Source organism: Marinobacter guineae, assembly GCF_002744735.1.
Taxonomy (GTDB): domain Bacteria; phylum Pseudomonadota; class Gammaproteobacteria; order Pseudomonadales; family Oleiphilaceae; genus Marinobacter; species Marinobacter guineae.
Genome location: NZ_KZ319340.1, coordinates 336,065 through 352,811, shown reverse-complemented (window position 1 = coordinate 352,811; position 16,747 = coordinate 336,065). Strand labels below are relative to the sequence as shown.

The 16,747-nt window shown below is 56.7% G+C and carries 15 protein-coding genes; 10 read left to right on the top strand and 5 right to left on the bottom strand.

What is annotated here, in order from left to right:
* Window positions 1–5 precede the first annotated feature (5 nt).
* The 10 genes from CLH62_RS09720 to CLH62_RS09675 all read left to right on the top strand — a co-directional run bounded on the left by CLH62_RS09720 (window position 6) and on the right by CLH62_RS09675 (window position 8,906).
* The gene (locus CLH62_RS09720) at window positions 6–1,067 is read left to right on the top strand and encodes an NADH:ubiquinone reductase (Na(+)-transporting) subunit F (protein ID WP_099617965.1); all 1,062 of its coding nucleotides are present in this window, start codon (window positions 6–8) and stop codon (window positions 1,065–1,067) included.
* A gap of 35 nt (window positions 1,068–1,102) precedes the next feature.
* Window positions 1,103–2,032, top strand: coding sequence for a catechol 2,3-dioxygenase (locus tag CLH62_RS09715; protein WP_099617964.1), 930 nt, complete (start codon window positions 1,103–1,105; stop codon window positions 2,030–2,032).
* Window positions 2,033–2,221: 189 nt separating this feature from the next.
* Window positions 2,222–3,682 (top strand): 2-hydroxymuconic semialdehyde dehydrogenase, encoded by a 1,461-nt coding sequence (locus CLH62_RS09710; protein WP_099617963.1) that lies wholly within the window; start codon window positions 2,222–2,224, stop codon window positions 3,680–3,682.
* Window positions 3,683–3,689: 7 nt separating this feature from the next.
* On the top strand, window positions 3,690–4,487 hold the full coding sequence (gene dmpE / locus CLH62_RS09705; RefSeq protein WP_099617962.1) for a 2-oxopent-4-enoate hydratase: 798 nt from the start codon (window positions 3,690–3,692) through the stop codon (window positions 4,485–4,487).
* Window positions 4,484–5,281, top strand: coding sequence for a 2-oxo-3-hexenedioate decarboxylase (gene dmpH, locus CLH62_RS09700; RefSeq protein WP_099617961.1), 798 nt, complete (start codon window positions 4,484–4,486; stop codon window positions 5,279–5,281). The genes dmpE and dmpH overlap by 4 nt, the downstream gene beginning before the upstream one ends.
* Window positions 5,282–5,296: 15 nt before the next feature.
* Window positions 5,297–5,527 carry a tautomerase family protein gene (locus CLH62_RS09695; RefSeq protein WP_265734809.1) on the top strand — a complete coding sequence of 77 codons (231 nt, stop codon included), beginning with the start codon at window positions 5,297–5,299 and terminating at the stop codon, window positions 5,525–5,527.
* Between the two features lie 3 nt (window positions 5,528–5,530).
* Window positions 5,531–6,445, top strand: a complete 915-nt coding sequence (locus CLH62_RS09690; protein WP_099617959.1) for an acetaldehyde dehydrogenase (acetylating) — start codon at window positions 5,531–5,533, stop codon at window positions 6,443–6,445.
* Window positions 6,445–7,509 (top strand): 4-hydroxy-2-oxovalerate aldolase, encoded by a 1,065-nt coding sequence (gene dmpG / locus CLH62_RS09685; protein WP_228152818.1) that lies wholly within the window; start codon window positions 6,445–6,447, stop codon window positions 7,507–7,509. Before CLH62_RS09690 ends, dmpG begins: the two co-directional genes overlap by 1 nt.
* Before the next feature lie 68 nt (window positions 7,510–7,577).
* A complete protein-coding gene (locus CLH62_RS09680) occupies window positions 7,578–8,513 on the top strand; it encodes a catechol 2,3-dioxygenase (protein ID WP_099617958.1) in 936 nt (311 codons plus the stop codon).
* 81 nt (window positions 8,514–8,594) lie between these two features.
* Entirely contained in the window at window positions 8,595–8,906 is a 312-nt protein-coding gene (locus tag CLH62_RS09675; protein ID WP_099617957.1) for a 2Fe-2S iron-sulfur cluster-binding protein, read from the top strand.
* A 151-nt stretch (window positions 8,907–9,057) separates the two neighbouring features.
* On the opposite strand, the gene CLH62_RS09670 is transcribed toward CLH62_RS09675, so the two are convergent.
* The 5 genes from CLH62_RS09670 to CLH62_RS09650 all read right to left on the bottom strand — a co-directional run bounded on the left by CLH62_RS09670 (window position 9,058) and on the right by CLH62_RS09650 (window position 16,500).
* On the bottom strand, window positions 9,058–9,654 hold the full coding sequence (locus CLH62_RS09670; protein WP_099617956.1) for an antibiotic biosynthesis monooxygenase: 597 nt from the start codon (window positions 9,652–9,654) through the stop codon (window positions 9,058–9,060).
* Between the two features lie 75 nt (window positions 9,655–9,729).
* The gene (locus CLH62_RS09665; protein WP_099617955.1) at window positions 9,730–11,058 is read right to left on the bottom strand and encodes a DUF1329 domain-containing protein; all 1,329 of its coding nucleotides are present in this window, start codon (window positions 11,056–11,058) and stop codon (window positions 9,730–9,732) included.
* A 15-nt stretch (window positions 11,059–11,073) separates the two neighbouring features.
* Window positions 11,074–12,987, bottom strand: coding sequence for a DUF1302 family protein (locus tag CLH62_RS09660; protein WP_099617954.1), 1,914 nt, complete (start codon window positions 12,985–12,987; stop codon window positions 11,074–11,076).
* A 43-nt stretch (window positions 12,988–13,030) separates the two neighbouring features.
* A complete protein-coding gene (locus tag CLH62_RS09655; protein ID WP_099617953.1) occupies window positions 13,031–15,496 on the bottom strand; it encodes an efflux RND transporter permease subunit in 2,466 nt (821 codons plus the stop codon).
* A gap of 11 nt (window positions 15,497–15,507) precedes the next feature.
* Window positions 15,508–16,500, bottom strand: coding sequence for a WD40/YVTN/BNR-like repeat-containing protein (locus CLH62_RS09650; RefSeq protein ID WP_099617952.1), 993 nt, complete (start codon window positions 16,498–16,500; stop codon window positions 15,508–15,510).
* Between the last annotated feature and the right edge of the window lie 247 nt (window positions 16,501–16,747).

Genomic DNA, 16,747 nt, shown 5'->3' with positions numbered 1-16,747 from the left:
GTGCGATGAGTTACGAACTGACGATTGAGCCCTTAGGCCAGACTGTTGAAATTGAGGATGGCCAGACCATACTCGACGCTGCTCTGCGGGCGGGAATCTACCTGCCCCACGCATGCTGCCATGGCCTGTGTGCGACCTGTAAGGTCCAGGTCGTCGACGGTGAGGTGGAGCACGGCGAGGTCTCTGACTTCGCGTTGATGGATTTCGAGCGTGAGGAACAGAAATGTCTGGCCTGCTGCGCCACCGCTGAGAGCGACCTGGTGATTGAGGCCGAGATTGAGGAAGATCCCGATGCCCGTAACCTGCCAGTGAAAGATTATCGCTGTGAGGTCACGCGGATTGAAGATCTCACGCCGACGATCAAGGGCATCTGGTTGCGTCCGGAATCCGGCGAGAACGTTGAGTTCCAGGCCGGCCAGTACATCAATCTGGAGTTGCCGGAAGACATCGGGCATCGGGCATTCTCAATTGCCAATGCTCCGTCTGTATCCGGAGAAATTGAACTGAACGTGCGGATCGTTCTTGGCGGTAAGGGCACCACTTACCTCCATGAACAGTTGCAAGAAGGCGACGTTCTGACATTGAGCGGGCCTTACGGCCGGTTCTTTGTGAAGAAATCCGCGCAGGTTCCGGTGATTTTCATGGCCGGTGGGTCCGGCCTTTCCAGCCCCAGATCGATGATTCTTGATCTTCTGGACGAAGGCTTTGATATGCCCATCACCCTTGTGTACGGCCAGCGTTCTCAGGAAGAGCTCTACTACCACAATGAGTTTCTCGAACTGGCAAGGCGGCATGAGAATTTTGCCTATGTGCCGGCCCTGTCGGATGAGCCCGAGGACTCATCCTGGGAAGGGTTCCGTGGTTATGTACACGATGCCGCAAAAGAACATTTTGGTAATGACTTCAGTGGCAACAAGGCCTACCTCTGTGGTCCCCCGAGAATGATCGATTCCTGCATCTCTACCCTGATGCAGGGGCGGCTTTACGAGCGCGACATCTACACGGAAAAGTTCATCTCCGCCGCAGACGCCCAACAGGTGCGCAGCCCGCTGTTCAAATCTATCTGATGACAACCACAACAATACAAGAGAGGTAACCCATCATGGCAATGACCGGAGTTTTACGCCCAGGACACGCCCAGGTTCGCGTACTTGAGCTCGAAAAAGCAGTCACCTTCTATCGCGATGTGCTCGGCCTGGTTGAGACCGGACGGGATGATCAGGGGCGCGTCTACTTTAAATGCTGGGATGAGCGCGACCATAACAGCTACATCCTTCGGGAATCCGATCAGGCCGGCCTCGACTTTTTCGGCTTCAAAGTGCTTGATGAGGCGACCCTGGACCAGCTGGAAAAAGACCTGAATGAGTACGGCATTAAAACGCGACGTCTTCCGGCCGGCGATCTGCTGGAGACCGGGGAGCGGGTCCGATTCACCCTGCCGTCCGGCCATGACATAGAGCTCTACGCCACCAAGACCGCCGTCGGTAATGGCATTCCGGCGATCAACCCGGGGCCTTGGTGTGCGGATTCCGAGCGAGGAATAGCGCCGGTGCGGCTGGATCATACGTTGCTGTATGGCCCTAACATCGCTGAAGTCAAAAAGATTTTTGTGGATGTGCTTGGTTTCTATCTGGTTGAACGGGTTCTCGGAGAGGACGGTGACAGCGAGGCAGCAATCTGGCTGTCCTGTTCCCACAAAGTGCACGACATAGCGATTGCCGAGTACCCGGAGCCGGGCAAACTCCACCACTGCTCGTTCCTGATGGAGAGCTGGGAGCGGGTACTCCGCGCCGGCGACATCATGTCGATGAATGAGGTGCCGGTAGACATCGGTCCGACCCGCCACGGGGTGACCCGTGGTTGCACCATCTACGCCTGGGATCCTTCCGGTAACCGTTTTGAAACCTTCATGGGTGGCTATCAGCCCTATCCGGATTACGAGCCACTGACTTGGACGTTTGACAATTTCGGTCAGGGCCTGGATTACCCTCAGCGCAAGTTGCACGAAACGTTTCTGACGGTTGTCAGCTGACCTTCGGGCGTGAGCCGGTGGTGTCCGGTCCGCGCCCGCCATCTCAATACCCAAAAGGTAATGCTAGACCCATAAAATGGTATTAGACGGTATATAAGTTCAATTCTAGACTCGAGACAGGTTGGTAATACCGGCTACCACGGATGTTTAAAAACAGGGCATCTGAAACAGGATCAAGCAGGAAATACTATGCGCCAGATAAACAACTTCATAAATGGCGAGTTTGTCGCTTCCGGCATCGGCAAACGGTTTGACAAGCGGTCCCCGGTGGATAACCAGGTCATCGCCAGCATCGCCGAAGCCGGCCAGGCCGAAGTCGATCAGGCGGTAAGCGCGGCCAAACATGCGCTGGCTGGCGAATGGGGCCAGCTGAGCACCAATGACCGGGTTGATCTGTTGTACGGGGTTGCCGATGAGATTACCCGGCGCTTTGATGATTTTGTTGCGGCCGAAATGGCCGATACCGGGCAGCCGCATCATGTCATGACCCACGCCTTTATTCCCCGGGGCGCGGCCAACTTCAAAGTCTTCGCAGACATCATCAAGAATGTGCCGACCGAATCCTTCCATATGGATACACCGGATGGACGCGGAGCGCTGAATTACGGTGTTCGTGTACCCAAGGGTGTGATTGGCGTGGTTGCGCCTTGGAACGCGCCATTTTTGCTGATGACCTGGAAAGTTGGGCCTGCCCTGGCCTGTGGCAACACCGTGGTGGTCAAGCCTTCGGAAGAGACACCTTTGACCGCCACCCTGTTGGGTGAAGTGATGAACAAGGTCGGCGTGCCCAAGGGCGTTTACAACGTGATCAATGGATTTGGTCCCGATTCAGCCGGGGAATTTCTGACCCGGCACAAAGACGTTGACGCTATTACCTTCACCGGTGAAACGCGCACCGGCTCGACGATCATGAAGGCAGCTTCCGACGGTATTCGAGACGTGTCGTTCGAGATGGGTGGAAAGAATGCCGGGATTGTCTTCGCCGATTGCGATCTGGACAACGCCGTCGATGGCATCTTCCGTTCCTCCTTTCTCAATACCGGACAGGTCTGCCTGGGTACAGAGCGAGTCTATGTGGAGCGCCCGATTTTCGACCGTTTCGTTACAGCGCTGAAGGAAAAAGCCGAAGGCGTCACCTTTGGGCGCCCGACCGACGCCGGTGTCAACTACGGCCCCCTGATCAGTCAGGAACACCGTGAAAAGGTGCTTTCCTACTACGCCAAAGCCAGAGCCGACGGTGCCACCATTGTGACCGGGGGTGGTGTACCGGACATGCCGGCAGATCTGGCGGAAGGTTCCTGGGTGCAGCCCACGATCTGGACCGATCTTCCAGAATCCTCCGCAGTCATTCAGGAAGAGATCTTTGGCCCTTGCTGCCATATCCGCCCGTTCGATTCCGAAGAGGAAGTCATTGAGCTGGCCAATGCCTCAGATTACGGCCTCGCGACCACAATCTGGACCGAAAACCTGACCCGCGCCCACCGTGTCGCCGGAAAAGTCGATGTTGGCATCACCTGGGTCAACAGCTGGTTCCTGAGGGACCTGCGCACCGCGTTTGGCGGTGCCAAACAGTCCGGTATCGGCCGGGAGGGTGGCGTTCACTCCCTGGAGTTCTACACCGAGATGCGCAACGTCTGCATCAAAATGTGAGACCACTATGAATCAGCAAAAGATTGACCAGTACGGTGATGAGCTTTACCAGGCGTTTCTGGACCGGAAAACCATTACGCCCTTCACGGAACGGGAGCCGGATATCACCCTGGAAGATGCCTACAAAATCCAGCTGCGGTTCATTCAGCGCCGCGTGGATGCCGGCGAACGCATTGTCGGCAAGAAAATCGGGGTCACCAGCAAGCCTGTGCAGGATTTTCTGGGGGTATTCCAGCCGGACTTTGGCCAGCTGACCTCCAGCATGGTGTATCAGGAAGGCGACGTCATCGACCTCGGTGGGTTGATCCAGCCGAAAGCCGAGGCTGAACTGGCATTTGTGCTGAAGGAAGACCTTCAGGGCCCGGGCGTGACCGCGATGGATGTGATTCGTGCCACCGAGTACGTGGCGCCCTGTTTCGAGATTGTCGATTCCCGGATCCGGGACTGGAAGATCCTGATTCAGGACACCGTGGCGGATAACGCGTCCTGCGGCGTGTACGTGATCGGATCCTGCAAGGCGGATCCTCGCGATGTCGATATCACCATGGCGGGCATGGTGCTGGAAAAGAACGGAGAGCTGTTCTCGACCGGCGTGGGCGCTGCCGTGCAGGGTTCTCCGGCCAACGCAGTGGCCTGGCTGGCAAATACCCTGGGCGAACTGGGTATTCCGTTCAAGGCGGGCGAAGTGATTCTGTCGGGTTCCCAGTCGAACCTGGTCCCGGTCGTTGATGGGGATGAATTGGTGTGTACGGTGGGCGGCATCGGTAGCTGCTCCGTTCGTTTTGCCGGGAGGAGTGCCGTATGAGCGTTACGCTGAGCCGAGAAGATATTGTTCGTCTGTGTGAGCGGGTTGAGGGTGCTCAGACCAGAGCCTACGCCATCCCCAAGCTGACCAACGAATACCCGGGCATGACCATTGAAGACGGCTATGCCGTGCAATCGGAATTGCGCCGCCGGTTTATCGAGCAGGGCCACACCCTGGTGGGCTGGAAGGCCGGCCTGACATCCAAGGCCAAGATGGAACAGATGGGGGTGAACGTGCCGTCGATCGGGTTCCTGACCGACAAGATGGCGCGGCCGGAAAATTCCGTGATCTCCACGTCGGATCTGGTGCACCCGCGGGTGGAATGCGAAGTCGCCTTCGTGACCAACAAGGATCTGGCGGGTCCGGGTGTCACCGCTGCTGACGTTATTGCAGCAACCGACTATGTGCTGCCCGCCATCGAGATCATCGATTCGCGGTTCTCAGGCTTCAAGTTCGATCTTGAGAGTGTGATTGCGGACAACGGGTCATCGGCGCGCTATGTCGGTGGGGGTCGTGCCCGGCACACGAAGGATATCGATCTGCGCACCCTCGGTGTGGTGATGGAGAAGAACGGCGAAGTGATTGGCATGGGTGCATCCGCGGCCGTGCTTGGCAATCCCGCGGAAGCCGTTGCCATGCTGGTCAACATTCTGCATGACCTGGGCGAAACCCTTCCCGCCGGCAGCTTCGTGATGAGTGGCGGCATAACCGAGGCCGTTGCCGTGCAGCCGGGGGACCACGTTATTGCCAGATATCAGGATCTCGGCAGTGTCTCCATCCGGTTTGGCGAATAACAAAAAAGGAGCAGGATCATGCCCATTATCGAAATGCATTTGCTGGAAGGTCGCACCACCGAGCAGAAATCGGGTGCGGCCAAGGCCATTACCGACGCGATCACGTCCAGCCTGGGCGTCCGTGCGGAGTCTGTCCGGATTCTGATCACGGAACATCGGAGCGCAGAATTCTATGTGGCGGGGGTTGCTCCGGCCCTCAAGGCACAGCAAGCCGCTGATGCGGAATTGAACAAGGCAGAGGATTGAATCATGAAAAAGATAAAGTGTGCCTTGATCGGTTCAGGAAACATTGGCACGGATCTGATTTACAAGATCCAGCGCAGTGAATACCTCGAACCGGTGTGGATGGTGGGTATTGATCCCGAATCGGAAGGACTGAAACGGGCTCAGGAGATGGGCCTGAAAACCACTGCGGAAGGCGTTGATGGTCTTCTGCCTCATGTCGAAGAAGACGGCATCCAGATCGCCTTTGATGCGACCAGTGCTTACGTCCATGCCGAAAACAGCCGAAAACTCAACGCACTGGGTGTGCTGATGATCGACCTGACGCCGGCGGCCATCGGTCCGTTGTGTGTGCCGCCGGTCAATCTCAAAGAGCATACCGACAAGTACGAAATGAATGTGAACATGATTTCCTGTGCAGGGCAGGCAACGATTCCCATCGTCAAAGCCGTGTCACAGGTGCAACCGGTGGACTATGCCGAGATCGTCGCCACTCTGGCTTCTCGCTCCATCGGTCCGGGCACCCGGGCCAACCTCGATGAGTTCACCTACACCACCTCCAACGCGTTGACCAAGGTGGGGGGTGCCCGCCGGGGCAAGGCCCTGGCAGTGATCAACCCGGCCGAGCCGCCGATGATCATGCGCAACACCATCTCCTGCCTCACCGACGAAATGCCGGAAAAGCAGTCCATCACCACATCGGTGCTGGCGATGATCAGGGAAGTACAGAAATACGTGCCCGGCTATCGGCTGGTTAATGGCCCGGTGTTCGAAGACAAACGAGTCACGGTGTTCATGGAGGTTGAGGGGCTGGGCGACTACCTGCCCAAGTACGCCGGCAATCTGGACATCATGACAGCTGCAGCAACCCGCACGGCGGAGATGTTCGCCCAGGAAATGATAGAGGGCACGTTCAAGCCCCAGCCCGTGGAGGTGGCGTAATGACCCATTCAATGATCCCCGGCGATCTGAAAGGCCGGAAAGTAATCCTGCACGACATGTGCCTTCGCGACGGCATGCACGCCAAGCGTGAGCAGATTTCGGTTGAACAGATGGTCAAGGTGGCAACCGCGATGGATGACGCGGGTGTGCCCTACCTGCAGGTCACCCATGGCGCAGGCCTGGGTGGTAACTCCTTGCAGCACGGTTTTGCGCTGGCGAGCAATGAGGAATATATCGGTGCCGTCTCCTCGCAGATGAAACAGGCGAAGGTGTCGGTATTGCTGATCCCGGGCCTGGGCACGATGGATGAGCTCAGGTCGGCCTATCAGGCCGGTGCCGGCAGTGTGCATGTGGCAACTCATTGCACTGAAGCTGACACCTCGCCGCAGCACATTGCCTGTGCCCGGGAACTCGGAATGGACACCACCGGCTTTCTGATGATGGCCCATCTCAACGACCCGAAAGGGCTGGCAGAGCAGGGCAAACTGATGGAATCCTACGGTGCCCAAACCGTATATATCACCGACTCCGCCGGCTATATGCTGCCGGCGGATGTTAAGGCCCGGGTAGAGGCGCTTCGGAATGTGCTCAAGCCGGAGACGGAGATCGGTTTCCATGGCCACCACAACCTTGGTTTGGGCATCGCCAACTCCATTGCCGCCATTGACGCCGGAGCGACACGCATCGACGGATCGGTGGCGGGACTGGGTGCCGGAGCGGGTAACACGCCGCTGGAAGTGTTTGCTGCGGTGTGTGAACGGATGGGCATCGAAACCGGCGTTGACGTCTTCAAGCTGACCGATGTGGCCGAGGAGATCATCGTTCCGATGATGGACCATATTGTCCGGGTTGACCGGGAATCCCTGGCCCTGGGTTACGCCGGCGTGTATTCAACGTTCCTGCTGCCAGCCAAACGTGCTGCTGAACGGTATGGCGTTCCGGCACGGGACATTCTGGTTGAACTGGGTCGCAAGAAAATGATCGGTGGCCAGGAAGACATGATCGACGATACCGCCATGACTATGGCGAAAGAACGCGGATTGCTTAAAGCGGTGGCAAGTTAAGAGCCTGAAACCAGGCTCTCTTTGTAGCCGATCTATCAACACTGAATCACAATAACAAGAGGTGGAACATGGCACTCAGAGGAATTCTGCGTCTCGGAGAAGTCTGCATACGCGTCCTCGACCTGGCTGCGGCCCGCACGCATTACGTGGATCGCATGGGCCTGATTGAGGTTATGAGTGATGAAGAAGACCGGAAAATCTACTGCAAGGCGTGGGATGAGCATGACCACCACTCCATTGTTCTGCGGGAGGCCGATGAAGCCGGTCTGGATTACGTGGCTTTCAAGGTCTATGACGATCAGACTCTGACCGATCTTGAACCGAGAATTCAGGCGTTCGGGCTGGACGTGTCCCGGATAGATGCCGGGGTTTACCCAAAGAGTGGTCGCCGGCTTGAGTTTTTCCTGCCCTCCGGACACCGGATGCAGCTTTATGCCGAGAAGGCGCAGATTGGTAATACCCTCGGTACCCGCAATCCGGGCGTTATGCCGGATGAGGGGGTTATCAGGGGATTCCGGATCAATCGCCTGGATCACTGCCTGCTTGGTGGGCCGAATATCGACGAGTGCGGCCGCCTGTTCCAGGAAGTCTTTGATTTCGACCTGAGTGAGCGGATTGAGGATGAAGAGAGCCGTGATTCACTCGCGATGTTCCTGACCTGCTCCACCAAACCCCACGACGTGGCGTTTGTGATCCAGCCGGAGCCCGGCCGATTCCACCACGTATCGTTCCTGCTTGAATCGGCCACGGATGTTATCCATGCCGCAGATATGATCGGGAAGTACCGGATACCGGTGGACGTGGGGCCCAATCGCCACGGCGTTACCCGAGGCAATACAATCTATTACTTCGATCCGTCAGGAAACCGCAATGAGGTTTTTTCCGGCGGTTACGTGCACTACCCGGATACCCCGACTCTGACCTGGGATACCTCCCAGATGGGCCCGGCTCAGTTCTCTCAGGACAACATTGCCAGGGAAAGCTTTCTGACCGTAGTAACCTGAGACATTGGCCCGGAAACAGGGGCACTTCAGAGGCGCCTGTTCCGGCCTTTGAGTACAACAATAACAGGAAGGAGGCTCGATATGCGGTATCGGGTACATCTTGAGGAACTGGAACTGGATTTTACCTGCCACCCAGGCCAAAACGTTCTGGAGTGCATGATTGGTGCGGGAAAAAAAGGCATTCAGGTTGGCTGTCGCGGTGGTGGTTGCGGGGTCTGCAAAGTGGAGGTTCTTGAGGGCGAGTTCACGGCACGGGCAATGAGCAAGGCCCACGTTGATGAAGAGTCTCTGGTGCGACGCCAGGTCCTCGCTTGTTGTATTACGCCTCGTAGTGACTTGTCGCTGAAAGTGATTGGCAAAATCGCGAAACCAATCCAGCGTCGGTGCCAATAGTAAGTGAACGCGTTGGTTTCATGCTTGAGCAAGAGTTGTGTTCGCACTGGTTGATAGGATAATCAGCTAACTGAGGCCACGGAAGGCGTTTTTTTAGCGCTCCCTGTACCTTGGAAATCGGGAGAGCTGCGCAGGCCAAGCCTTCAAAACGTTACCTGCTGCTTCGTTTCTTGTCAGGAAACAACCAGAACGCAAACCACCGGGTCATTCTCGGCATCAGCACATAACTCATCAGAACCATCACCACAACCGTCACCATCAGTGTCCTGATTAACAACGGTATCTGTGCCAGCCAGTCGCCAAACAGTATGAACACCAGAGTGACCGCCGGATAGAGCGCGAGCCAGCTGACGATGGTCATCTTCCATTTGGGTGGCGGCTTGACCGGGTTCTGGCCTGGCAATGTAAACCAGGTGACAATGCCCGAAGTGACTTCCCGCTCACTCGGTTGTACCAGCAGGCTCTCAATTTGCTCGAGCAACTCTGCTCTCTCTTCGGACGCTTCCCATGCCGCCAGTGCTTCCCGATCCCGGAACTTGAAAACGATGCGGTATTCCGGGTCGTCCGGCGAAGCGGGCCGAAACATGGCGGTACCGAGATACCCCGGAAAACGGGACGCCCGTTCGGTCATTTTACTGCTCAGAGCCTCAAAGGCTTCCTGATTGCCTTTTTTGACCCGCCGGGAGACGACAACCGTCAGGGGGTCCAATGAACTTTGCTCGCTGGTGGATGATGGGTTATCGGTCATGTTCGATATCCTCAGTAGTCCAAAAAAGGGGCCCGCAAAAGCGAGCCCAATAGAGGAGCAACGATGATCGCGGGATCAGCTTCCGGTTGCGCGGAGGTGCTGAACGTTGAACATCTGGGGTGGAGACAGCTCAGGATCAACCTGACCCTTGAACTGGCCGGTGGTGCAGTGGCTGGCCTGAACATCGATCATGCTGAAGCTGTCATCGATGGAAACACCGCTGCCTTTATTCTTCGGCAGGTGGTAGTCAGGGTGTGCCTGGCCAATGGTAAAGGTCTTCCACAAACTGCCTTTGCGGTCATAGGACACGGTGCGGGGAATAGTGAAAGTCTGGGCATCCATGTAGTGAACACGCTTTGACAGCGGATGACTCTCATCCACCGGAACAGCCTCAACCTCGTAAACCTTACGCAGCTGCCAGGTAATATCCGGGAAGCAACCGCCTTGGCCACTGAACGACACAACCTGGTAACCATCGCTGTCGCTGTGGGTTTCGGAATCGAGTGTCAGGTCATTGTGGTTGTAGAACGGCATCAGCATGTAGCGAGTACCTTTGTAGGTCCAGTTCATGTCTGAAATACGACCGTTATAGCCTTCGAAATCCTCGATCATCAGATCAGAGCCGAGGAACGCATCGGTGACCTGACCTGTGGCCAAACGGCGTACCCGGCGCTGGAAGCCCAGATAAAGCCAGGAGTTGTCCCGCTTGAGATCATCCGCCGCCCGGTGAATCAGCAACTGGGTATTACGCACATCGGCAGGGTCCAGAACCTGAACGTAAATAGCACGGAACAGGTCGGAGGGGTTCGGGGTGATTTCCGGTGTCGGTTCCTGGATTACACGGCCCTTGTAGTTCAGGAAGTGAAAGTTGAACTTGATGGTCCGCTCTACTTTGCCGGAGTCCATGTCCCGATACTTCCAGTAGAAGGGGTAGATGGCCGCGCTGTCGCCCCAGTTGTAGCCGTACTTGTAGTTCCAGGCCAGTTTTTCGCCGGCTCTGGGGTCGTTGGCGTCCGGTTCTTCGGGAAACGGTCGGCCAGCCTTCCAGCCGCTGATCTCACCTACGTCGTCGCCGAGCGCAACCTGGCCAAGGGAAGCACGGGATGCTTCAACGTAGTTGGGGTGCAGATCGAAGGAGGTGGTTTCGCCTACGGTGATGGTAGTCATGCCATTCTCGATAAAACCGTAGAATGCCGGATCAATGGCGTCTTTGAACTGGGCGACATTGTTTTGGTTAATCACCGTTCCGGCCGTCAGACCCTCGAAGCTCGGTGTTTCGCTGTTGTAGGGGAAGAACGAGTTGGTGATTACTGCCTCATCAGCCAGGGGAGCTGTCGACATCAGGCCGGCTGTACAGCCTGCTATCAGCAATCGAAAAACGGATTTCTTCTTTGTCGTAGTCATTTTGATTCCTCGTTATCAGAAGCTGTAACGTGCAGTCAGCTGGATTTCGTCTTCTTTCTGGGCCATGCCGATGGGGCCTGACTGGAAGCGGCCGAGTGGCTCATAACCGGACAGGCCGGCAGATTCGCCAGCAGGCTGGCCCGGGTAGACGGCGGTGAACGGGTCCCAGGGGTTACAGCTACGGCAATCGTCGAATTTGCGGGCACCATCGCCCACTTTGAAGTTCGCGCCGGCTGTGAGCTTGAAGTTGTCGTTGACCAGCCATTCGATTGACGGTGCAACCGCAGTTGCCTGGGCACGGACATCATGGGCGGTAATGATCTGCGGGCTCAGGCGGCCATTCATGTAGAAACCCTTGATCAGCAGGGTCGCAATCCAGTTCTGTTCCCAATCAGGAATGCCAGCTTCGCCCAGCAGGCGCTGCTCGCGCTCGTGATCAAGAATGTGCTGGCCGAAGATCTGTCCGGAGAACAGGAAGGCCTGATATTCGTTCAGGGCGGGAATGAAGATGTTCTTGTCGGCACCGACCACATAGCGCACAACATCGGACTCGGAGTACAGCTTCTCACGAAGGGTGTTGGCGAACTCCTCACCGGAGGTGTAAGCGGTTTCAACCCGGAACACGGTATCAATTCCCTGGGAGTAGTAGTCCACTGATCCACCCACCAGGTTGACCCGGGGGAAGTGGATATCGAAAGCGATCAGGCTTGGCCACACTGCGGTATCTCCAGTGAAGGCATTTTCAGCCGGAATACCGCCGCGCAGTGAAGGCAGCTGGGAGCGATAGGTCAGCGCGTTCAGGGAGAAACCCAGGTCACCGTAAACGCCTTCCAGCTTCAGGCCGAGCTGAGTGTTGGAAAGGCTCCAGCTTGGCATGTGGGCTTCGCGGATGCCGATCTGCCCCGGGCCAAAGTCGGTCGCAATGCTTCCGTTGGCGAAGTTGGCAACGGTACCGCCGTTCTCCCAGAGGTTGTTCATGCCGCGGAAGAAGCAGCCTGCGTCCAGGATTACGTTGGGCTGGCCACACTGGCCAATATCATGGGGGCGGAACTGATCGAAGTTCCAGACCACCTGAAAGTTCAAATCGTCGAATGCGAAGCCATCGAACACTTCGGTGGGGCCCATGCGATAGTCGGAACGGAGAATCCACATGGGAATACGGATATCTTCCAGCTCGTCATAGATATTATTGCGGGAAAAGTCCACCGGGTTGATAACATCCAGTACCCGGAACAGGTCTGTCCGTCCCCAGATGACCTGCTGTTTACCCAGTCGGGTACTCAGCACGTTGCCGCTGTCAAAGTTCAGATCGAAATCGACATAGAGCTCACGGATGAAGTCCGCCCGATCATTGAATTCCTGGAAGCGGAGCTCATTCAGGTCTTTATCCAGGTAGTCATCAATACAGCCCCGGTCGTCGACATCGCAGGGCCGAACCGGCACGCCGAAACCGACGCCGCCATCCTGGGAGTGCAGGTTTTCACCCAGCACGATCATGCCGTCGTTCGGATTTTGATTGATATCAAAACCGAAGTTTGGTGTGGGCACGATACCGCCGCCGTGAGGCACAAATTCCGCGGGGTTAGGCGCTGGCGCAGTATCTTCCAGCAGGATGGAGCCCCCGGCGGTGCGTCCGTATTCATCCTTGTTCAGATCGTAGACACCGTCATAGGTGCCGCGTAGGGTGCCGTTGACGGACACATTGCTGAAAATGCCAACGTCTCCCAGTTTCTTCTCGCCTTCCAGTTGCAGGGTGTTACGGAACTTGGAGAGGCCAACTCCCTCCCGGCCGTAGGTCGCATTCTCGTAAAAGCCGTTGACGCGGGTATCTTCCGCAGCAACTGCAGTGGTTATTGGTAACAGCGCCAGGCCGGCACTACCCGCAAGGGTGCAGCACCAGAATCTCAGGCCTTTTATTGTTGTTTGCATGGCATGTCCTCGTTACAGGTTTTAATGGGGCGATGTACCGGGTTCAGGCCTGGTACGGTGCTCCCGTCACAAACCCATCGTCCTGTCTTGCCGCCAAAACAGGGGATGGAGCTGATCTGGTTTCGTTTTGATCCGAATGCAGGATTCCGTCCTCATCGGCGTAAACGTCGGTGATAAAGCGGGGTCTAAAGGCAAGCACCCAGGACGGTACGAGCAACATGGCGGCTAAGCCGTTGATGACGATCATTACGCATAGCAGCAGTGCTGCATCGGACTGGAAGCGAAGATTTGAGAAGATGACCCACATGATGATGCCGGCCATCAGGGTCAGCGCGGTGAAACTGATAGCCATACCGGTGGTTGAGATTGCGCGACGGACTGATTCTCTCAGGTCTCCGCACTTGGCCATTTCTTCCCGGATTCTGTCCATCATGTAGATGGAGTAATCGATGCCCACACCGATGCCGACAGCTATAACGGGCACCGTGTTGATGTCGATGCTGAGACCGTTCAATCCCATGTAGGCATAGGTCAGCGTGGTCGCAAACAGCATGGCCAGCAGCATCATCAGCCCTGCATGCCAGGAGGTGTAGAACAGCATCACGAAGGCGAAGATGAGCAGGAATACCAGCGGCAAAACGATCACGTTGGTCTCGAATGCGGATTCGTTCATGGCTGCGGCGACACCAAGAGTACCGCCGGCCAGCCGGATGGTCAGGCCCTCGACGCTGTCCCCGTTCTCGGCAATCCACTCTTTGGCCATATGGATGGCGCGGCGGATGGTTTCACCCTGGCGATCCTTGTAATAGAACACCAGGTTGGCGACGCGATCGTCGGTGTCGTTGAACTCATCCAGAGCGCCGGGTACCGGGCTGGAGGCCATGTAGGTGAACATCAGTCCACCCACGTAGCCGGCATCGTGGGGAATCTGGTACCAGCGTGGGTCGTCGTTGTGCATCAGGCGATTCACCTGCTTGACCAGATCCGGCAGGCCTTTGCTGCCACCCACTTCGGGATCCAGCAGCATATGGGCCTGGAGGTCAGCGAGGGCTGTGAGGACCTCGGGACGCTTGAGGCCGCCTTTCTCACTGGTCTCAGCAACAATGTAGAGCTCTTCCGAACCGGGGAAACGATCATTCACCACCCTGGAGGAGATGTTGTAATCGTGGTCCGGGTATAGGATGGGGGAGCCTGGCTCTGAATCGCCGATCTGGACATTGGACGCGGCCAGCAACCCGCCAAGCATCGAGATAGCCGCAACTGCAAGAATGATCCGGGCAGCTCCGGGCCTGGTAACGGTACGGGAGCAGCTGGCGCCGATATGGCGCAACGCGGTTTCCCGAATCTCCGGGTTTGCGGGCGTTGGCAGAATGGAGAGCAGCAGAGGCACACCAATCAGGACAGTAAACACCACGGTGATTGCCCAGAGAGAGGCGTAGATGCCCAGATGGGTATTCAGGGGAATGGAGCCGATAGCGATCAGGGACAGGCCGATGGCATCGGAGACAACCCCCAGAGAGCCCGGCCGGAACAGGCTGTCGAAGGTGGCCTTTGCGGCCTTCGGGCCACTACCCAGCACCAGGGTTTCGGCATAGTAGCGCTCGACCAGTTGTACGCCATGACTCATGGCCCGCGCTGCAATTAAAAAGGGGATTACCAGACCCAGGGGGTCCAGGTTGTAGCCAAGTACACTGATAATCCCAAGTCCCCACACGGTGGAGATGAGAACGCCTCCAAGGGGGATAAGCACACCGTACGCTTTACGGAAGTGGAAGATGAGCAGTGCCAGCATGGTCAGCACTGTGAAGATAAAGATCTGGAGGATCTGGTCCATATAGGTATAGGCCCAGCCCACGAGAACCGGTTGCCCGGTGGCATAGATGGTTACGCCATCACCACCTTCTGCAGCCCGGAGTTCCTGAAGCTGGGCAAAGGTTGCCTCATAGTCCAGCTTGCCTTCGATGAGCTGCGCCTTGACCAGTGCCATCCTGAGATCTGGCGAAACCAGAGGACCATAAACTCGTGGGTTGGCGGCTACGTCAGCACGCATGGCATCCAGGGCCTGCTGCGAGTATTCGCCGCTGGTGGAGTCGTAGTAGGGCTCGGAGTTGATGCTGCCAACTTCCGTCAACCAGATTTTCCGGGAATTCCGGTGAGTGACACTGGAAACGAGGTTGTGGTTGACCCCGGGCAGGCTGTCCACCGCCTGGGTAATACGGTCGATTCGGGCGAGATTTTCATTGGTGAAAATGTCCCCTTCCTCGAACTCGACACCCACGACCAGAACGTTGGCCCCACCAAAGCTGTCCTTGATGCTGTTGTGAAGTTCAATGTACGGGTGTTGCTGGGGGAGCAGGTCTGCGAAATCCGTGTAGATCTTCAGGCCGGGGATCCGCAGGGCAAACGCCAGTGTCAGTATGAATATGACCGACAGTACCTTGCGGGGGTTGTTGAATATCCACACTTCCAGCAGATGCAGCAGGTGTGTGAAACGATGCAGTCCGGGCATGGTCGATATCCTCAGTCTTTGCTGGCCGCGAGGGCCATCGGAATTTCAAGGTTGAAAAGCAGGCCTCGGCCACCGGCCACCAGCAGTTTCTGGTCGGGGAGTAACAAGCCGGTGCGCAGATAGAGGGGCTGGTCGGATTCGGAGATTTTCTTCCAGGCGCTGCTCTGCAGTTCAAGAACGGTGGCGTTGTCAGCAAGGGCGTAGAGCGTGGCATCTCCGGGAATGAAGCCGAACACTGGCGCATTGGTTTCCGCTGGCATTTGTTCCCAGCTCTGGCCGCCGTCGGTGGTGTGGTAGATGAAGCCATTCAGGCCACCGACCCAACCCTCGTCCATGGAACGGAAGTAGCTGGTATGGGCGTAGAACTCCTCTGGCAGGTAGCCGGCGTAATCCCAGTTCAGGCCGCCATCGTCACTGCGAAGAATCATGCCGTACTCGCCGGTGGCAATCGCCTGGTCTTCATTAAGGAACTGGAGGTTGTTGATGATGGCGTCTTCGTCGAGGGAGCTTTCATCCCAGCTCTCGCCTTTATTGGTGCTGTACTGGATGGTGGTAAAACTGCCGGCCGTCCACCAGCTGCCATCCGGGGCGCAAGCGGCTGTCATCATTTGCTCCTGGCTTGGCAGGGTATGCGGTTGCCAGTTTCTTGCCTGAGCATCGCCATGCCAGATCTGGTTGTTGAACGTCAGCGCGATAAAAGAGTTGTCAGGGCAGGCATCCAGAGCCAGAAAGCTGGCCGTGGAATCCAGTGTCTGGCGATTCCAGGTGGTGCCGTTGTCTTCACTGGTAAGCAGAACGCCATCGTTACCTGAAACAACAATGACCTCCTGATTCCGGGCCATGGCCTGGTAGAAATCCGTACGCTTGGACGAGAGCTCGGAAACCTTTCGCACGGCTTCCAGGTCCAGGGGGGCCTCGCAGCCTGTAAGCAGTAATGAGAAGGTGCTGACTATGGCGATAGCCATGCCGACAGTGCGCCATGAGCGCAGAGGGGTATTTTGCATTTTCTGTCACCGTCTTTGTTTTTGTGAAAAAGCGACTGACGGTGAGTGAGCAACCGGTATGCCATCTCGCGATTAATGATTTCAAGTTGCTGAAAATAGTGGGTTAAATGGTTTTCATTGGGGGCAGATGCTGGCTGTATCCAGCCGATAGGAAAGGTTGATTTTAATCAAATGGTGAAGCGGGGAGGTCGTTTGCTTATTTCGTAAGGCGGAAGTGGGGCAACCGCAACATCCGTGTTGCGGAACT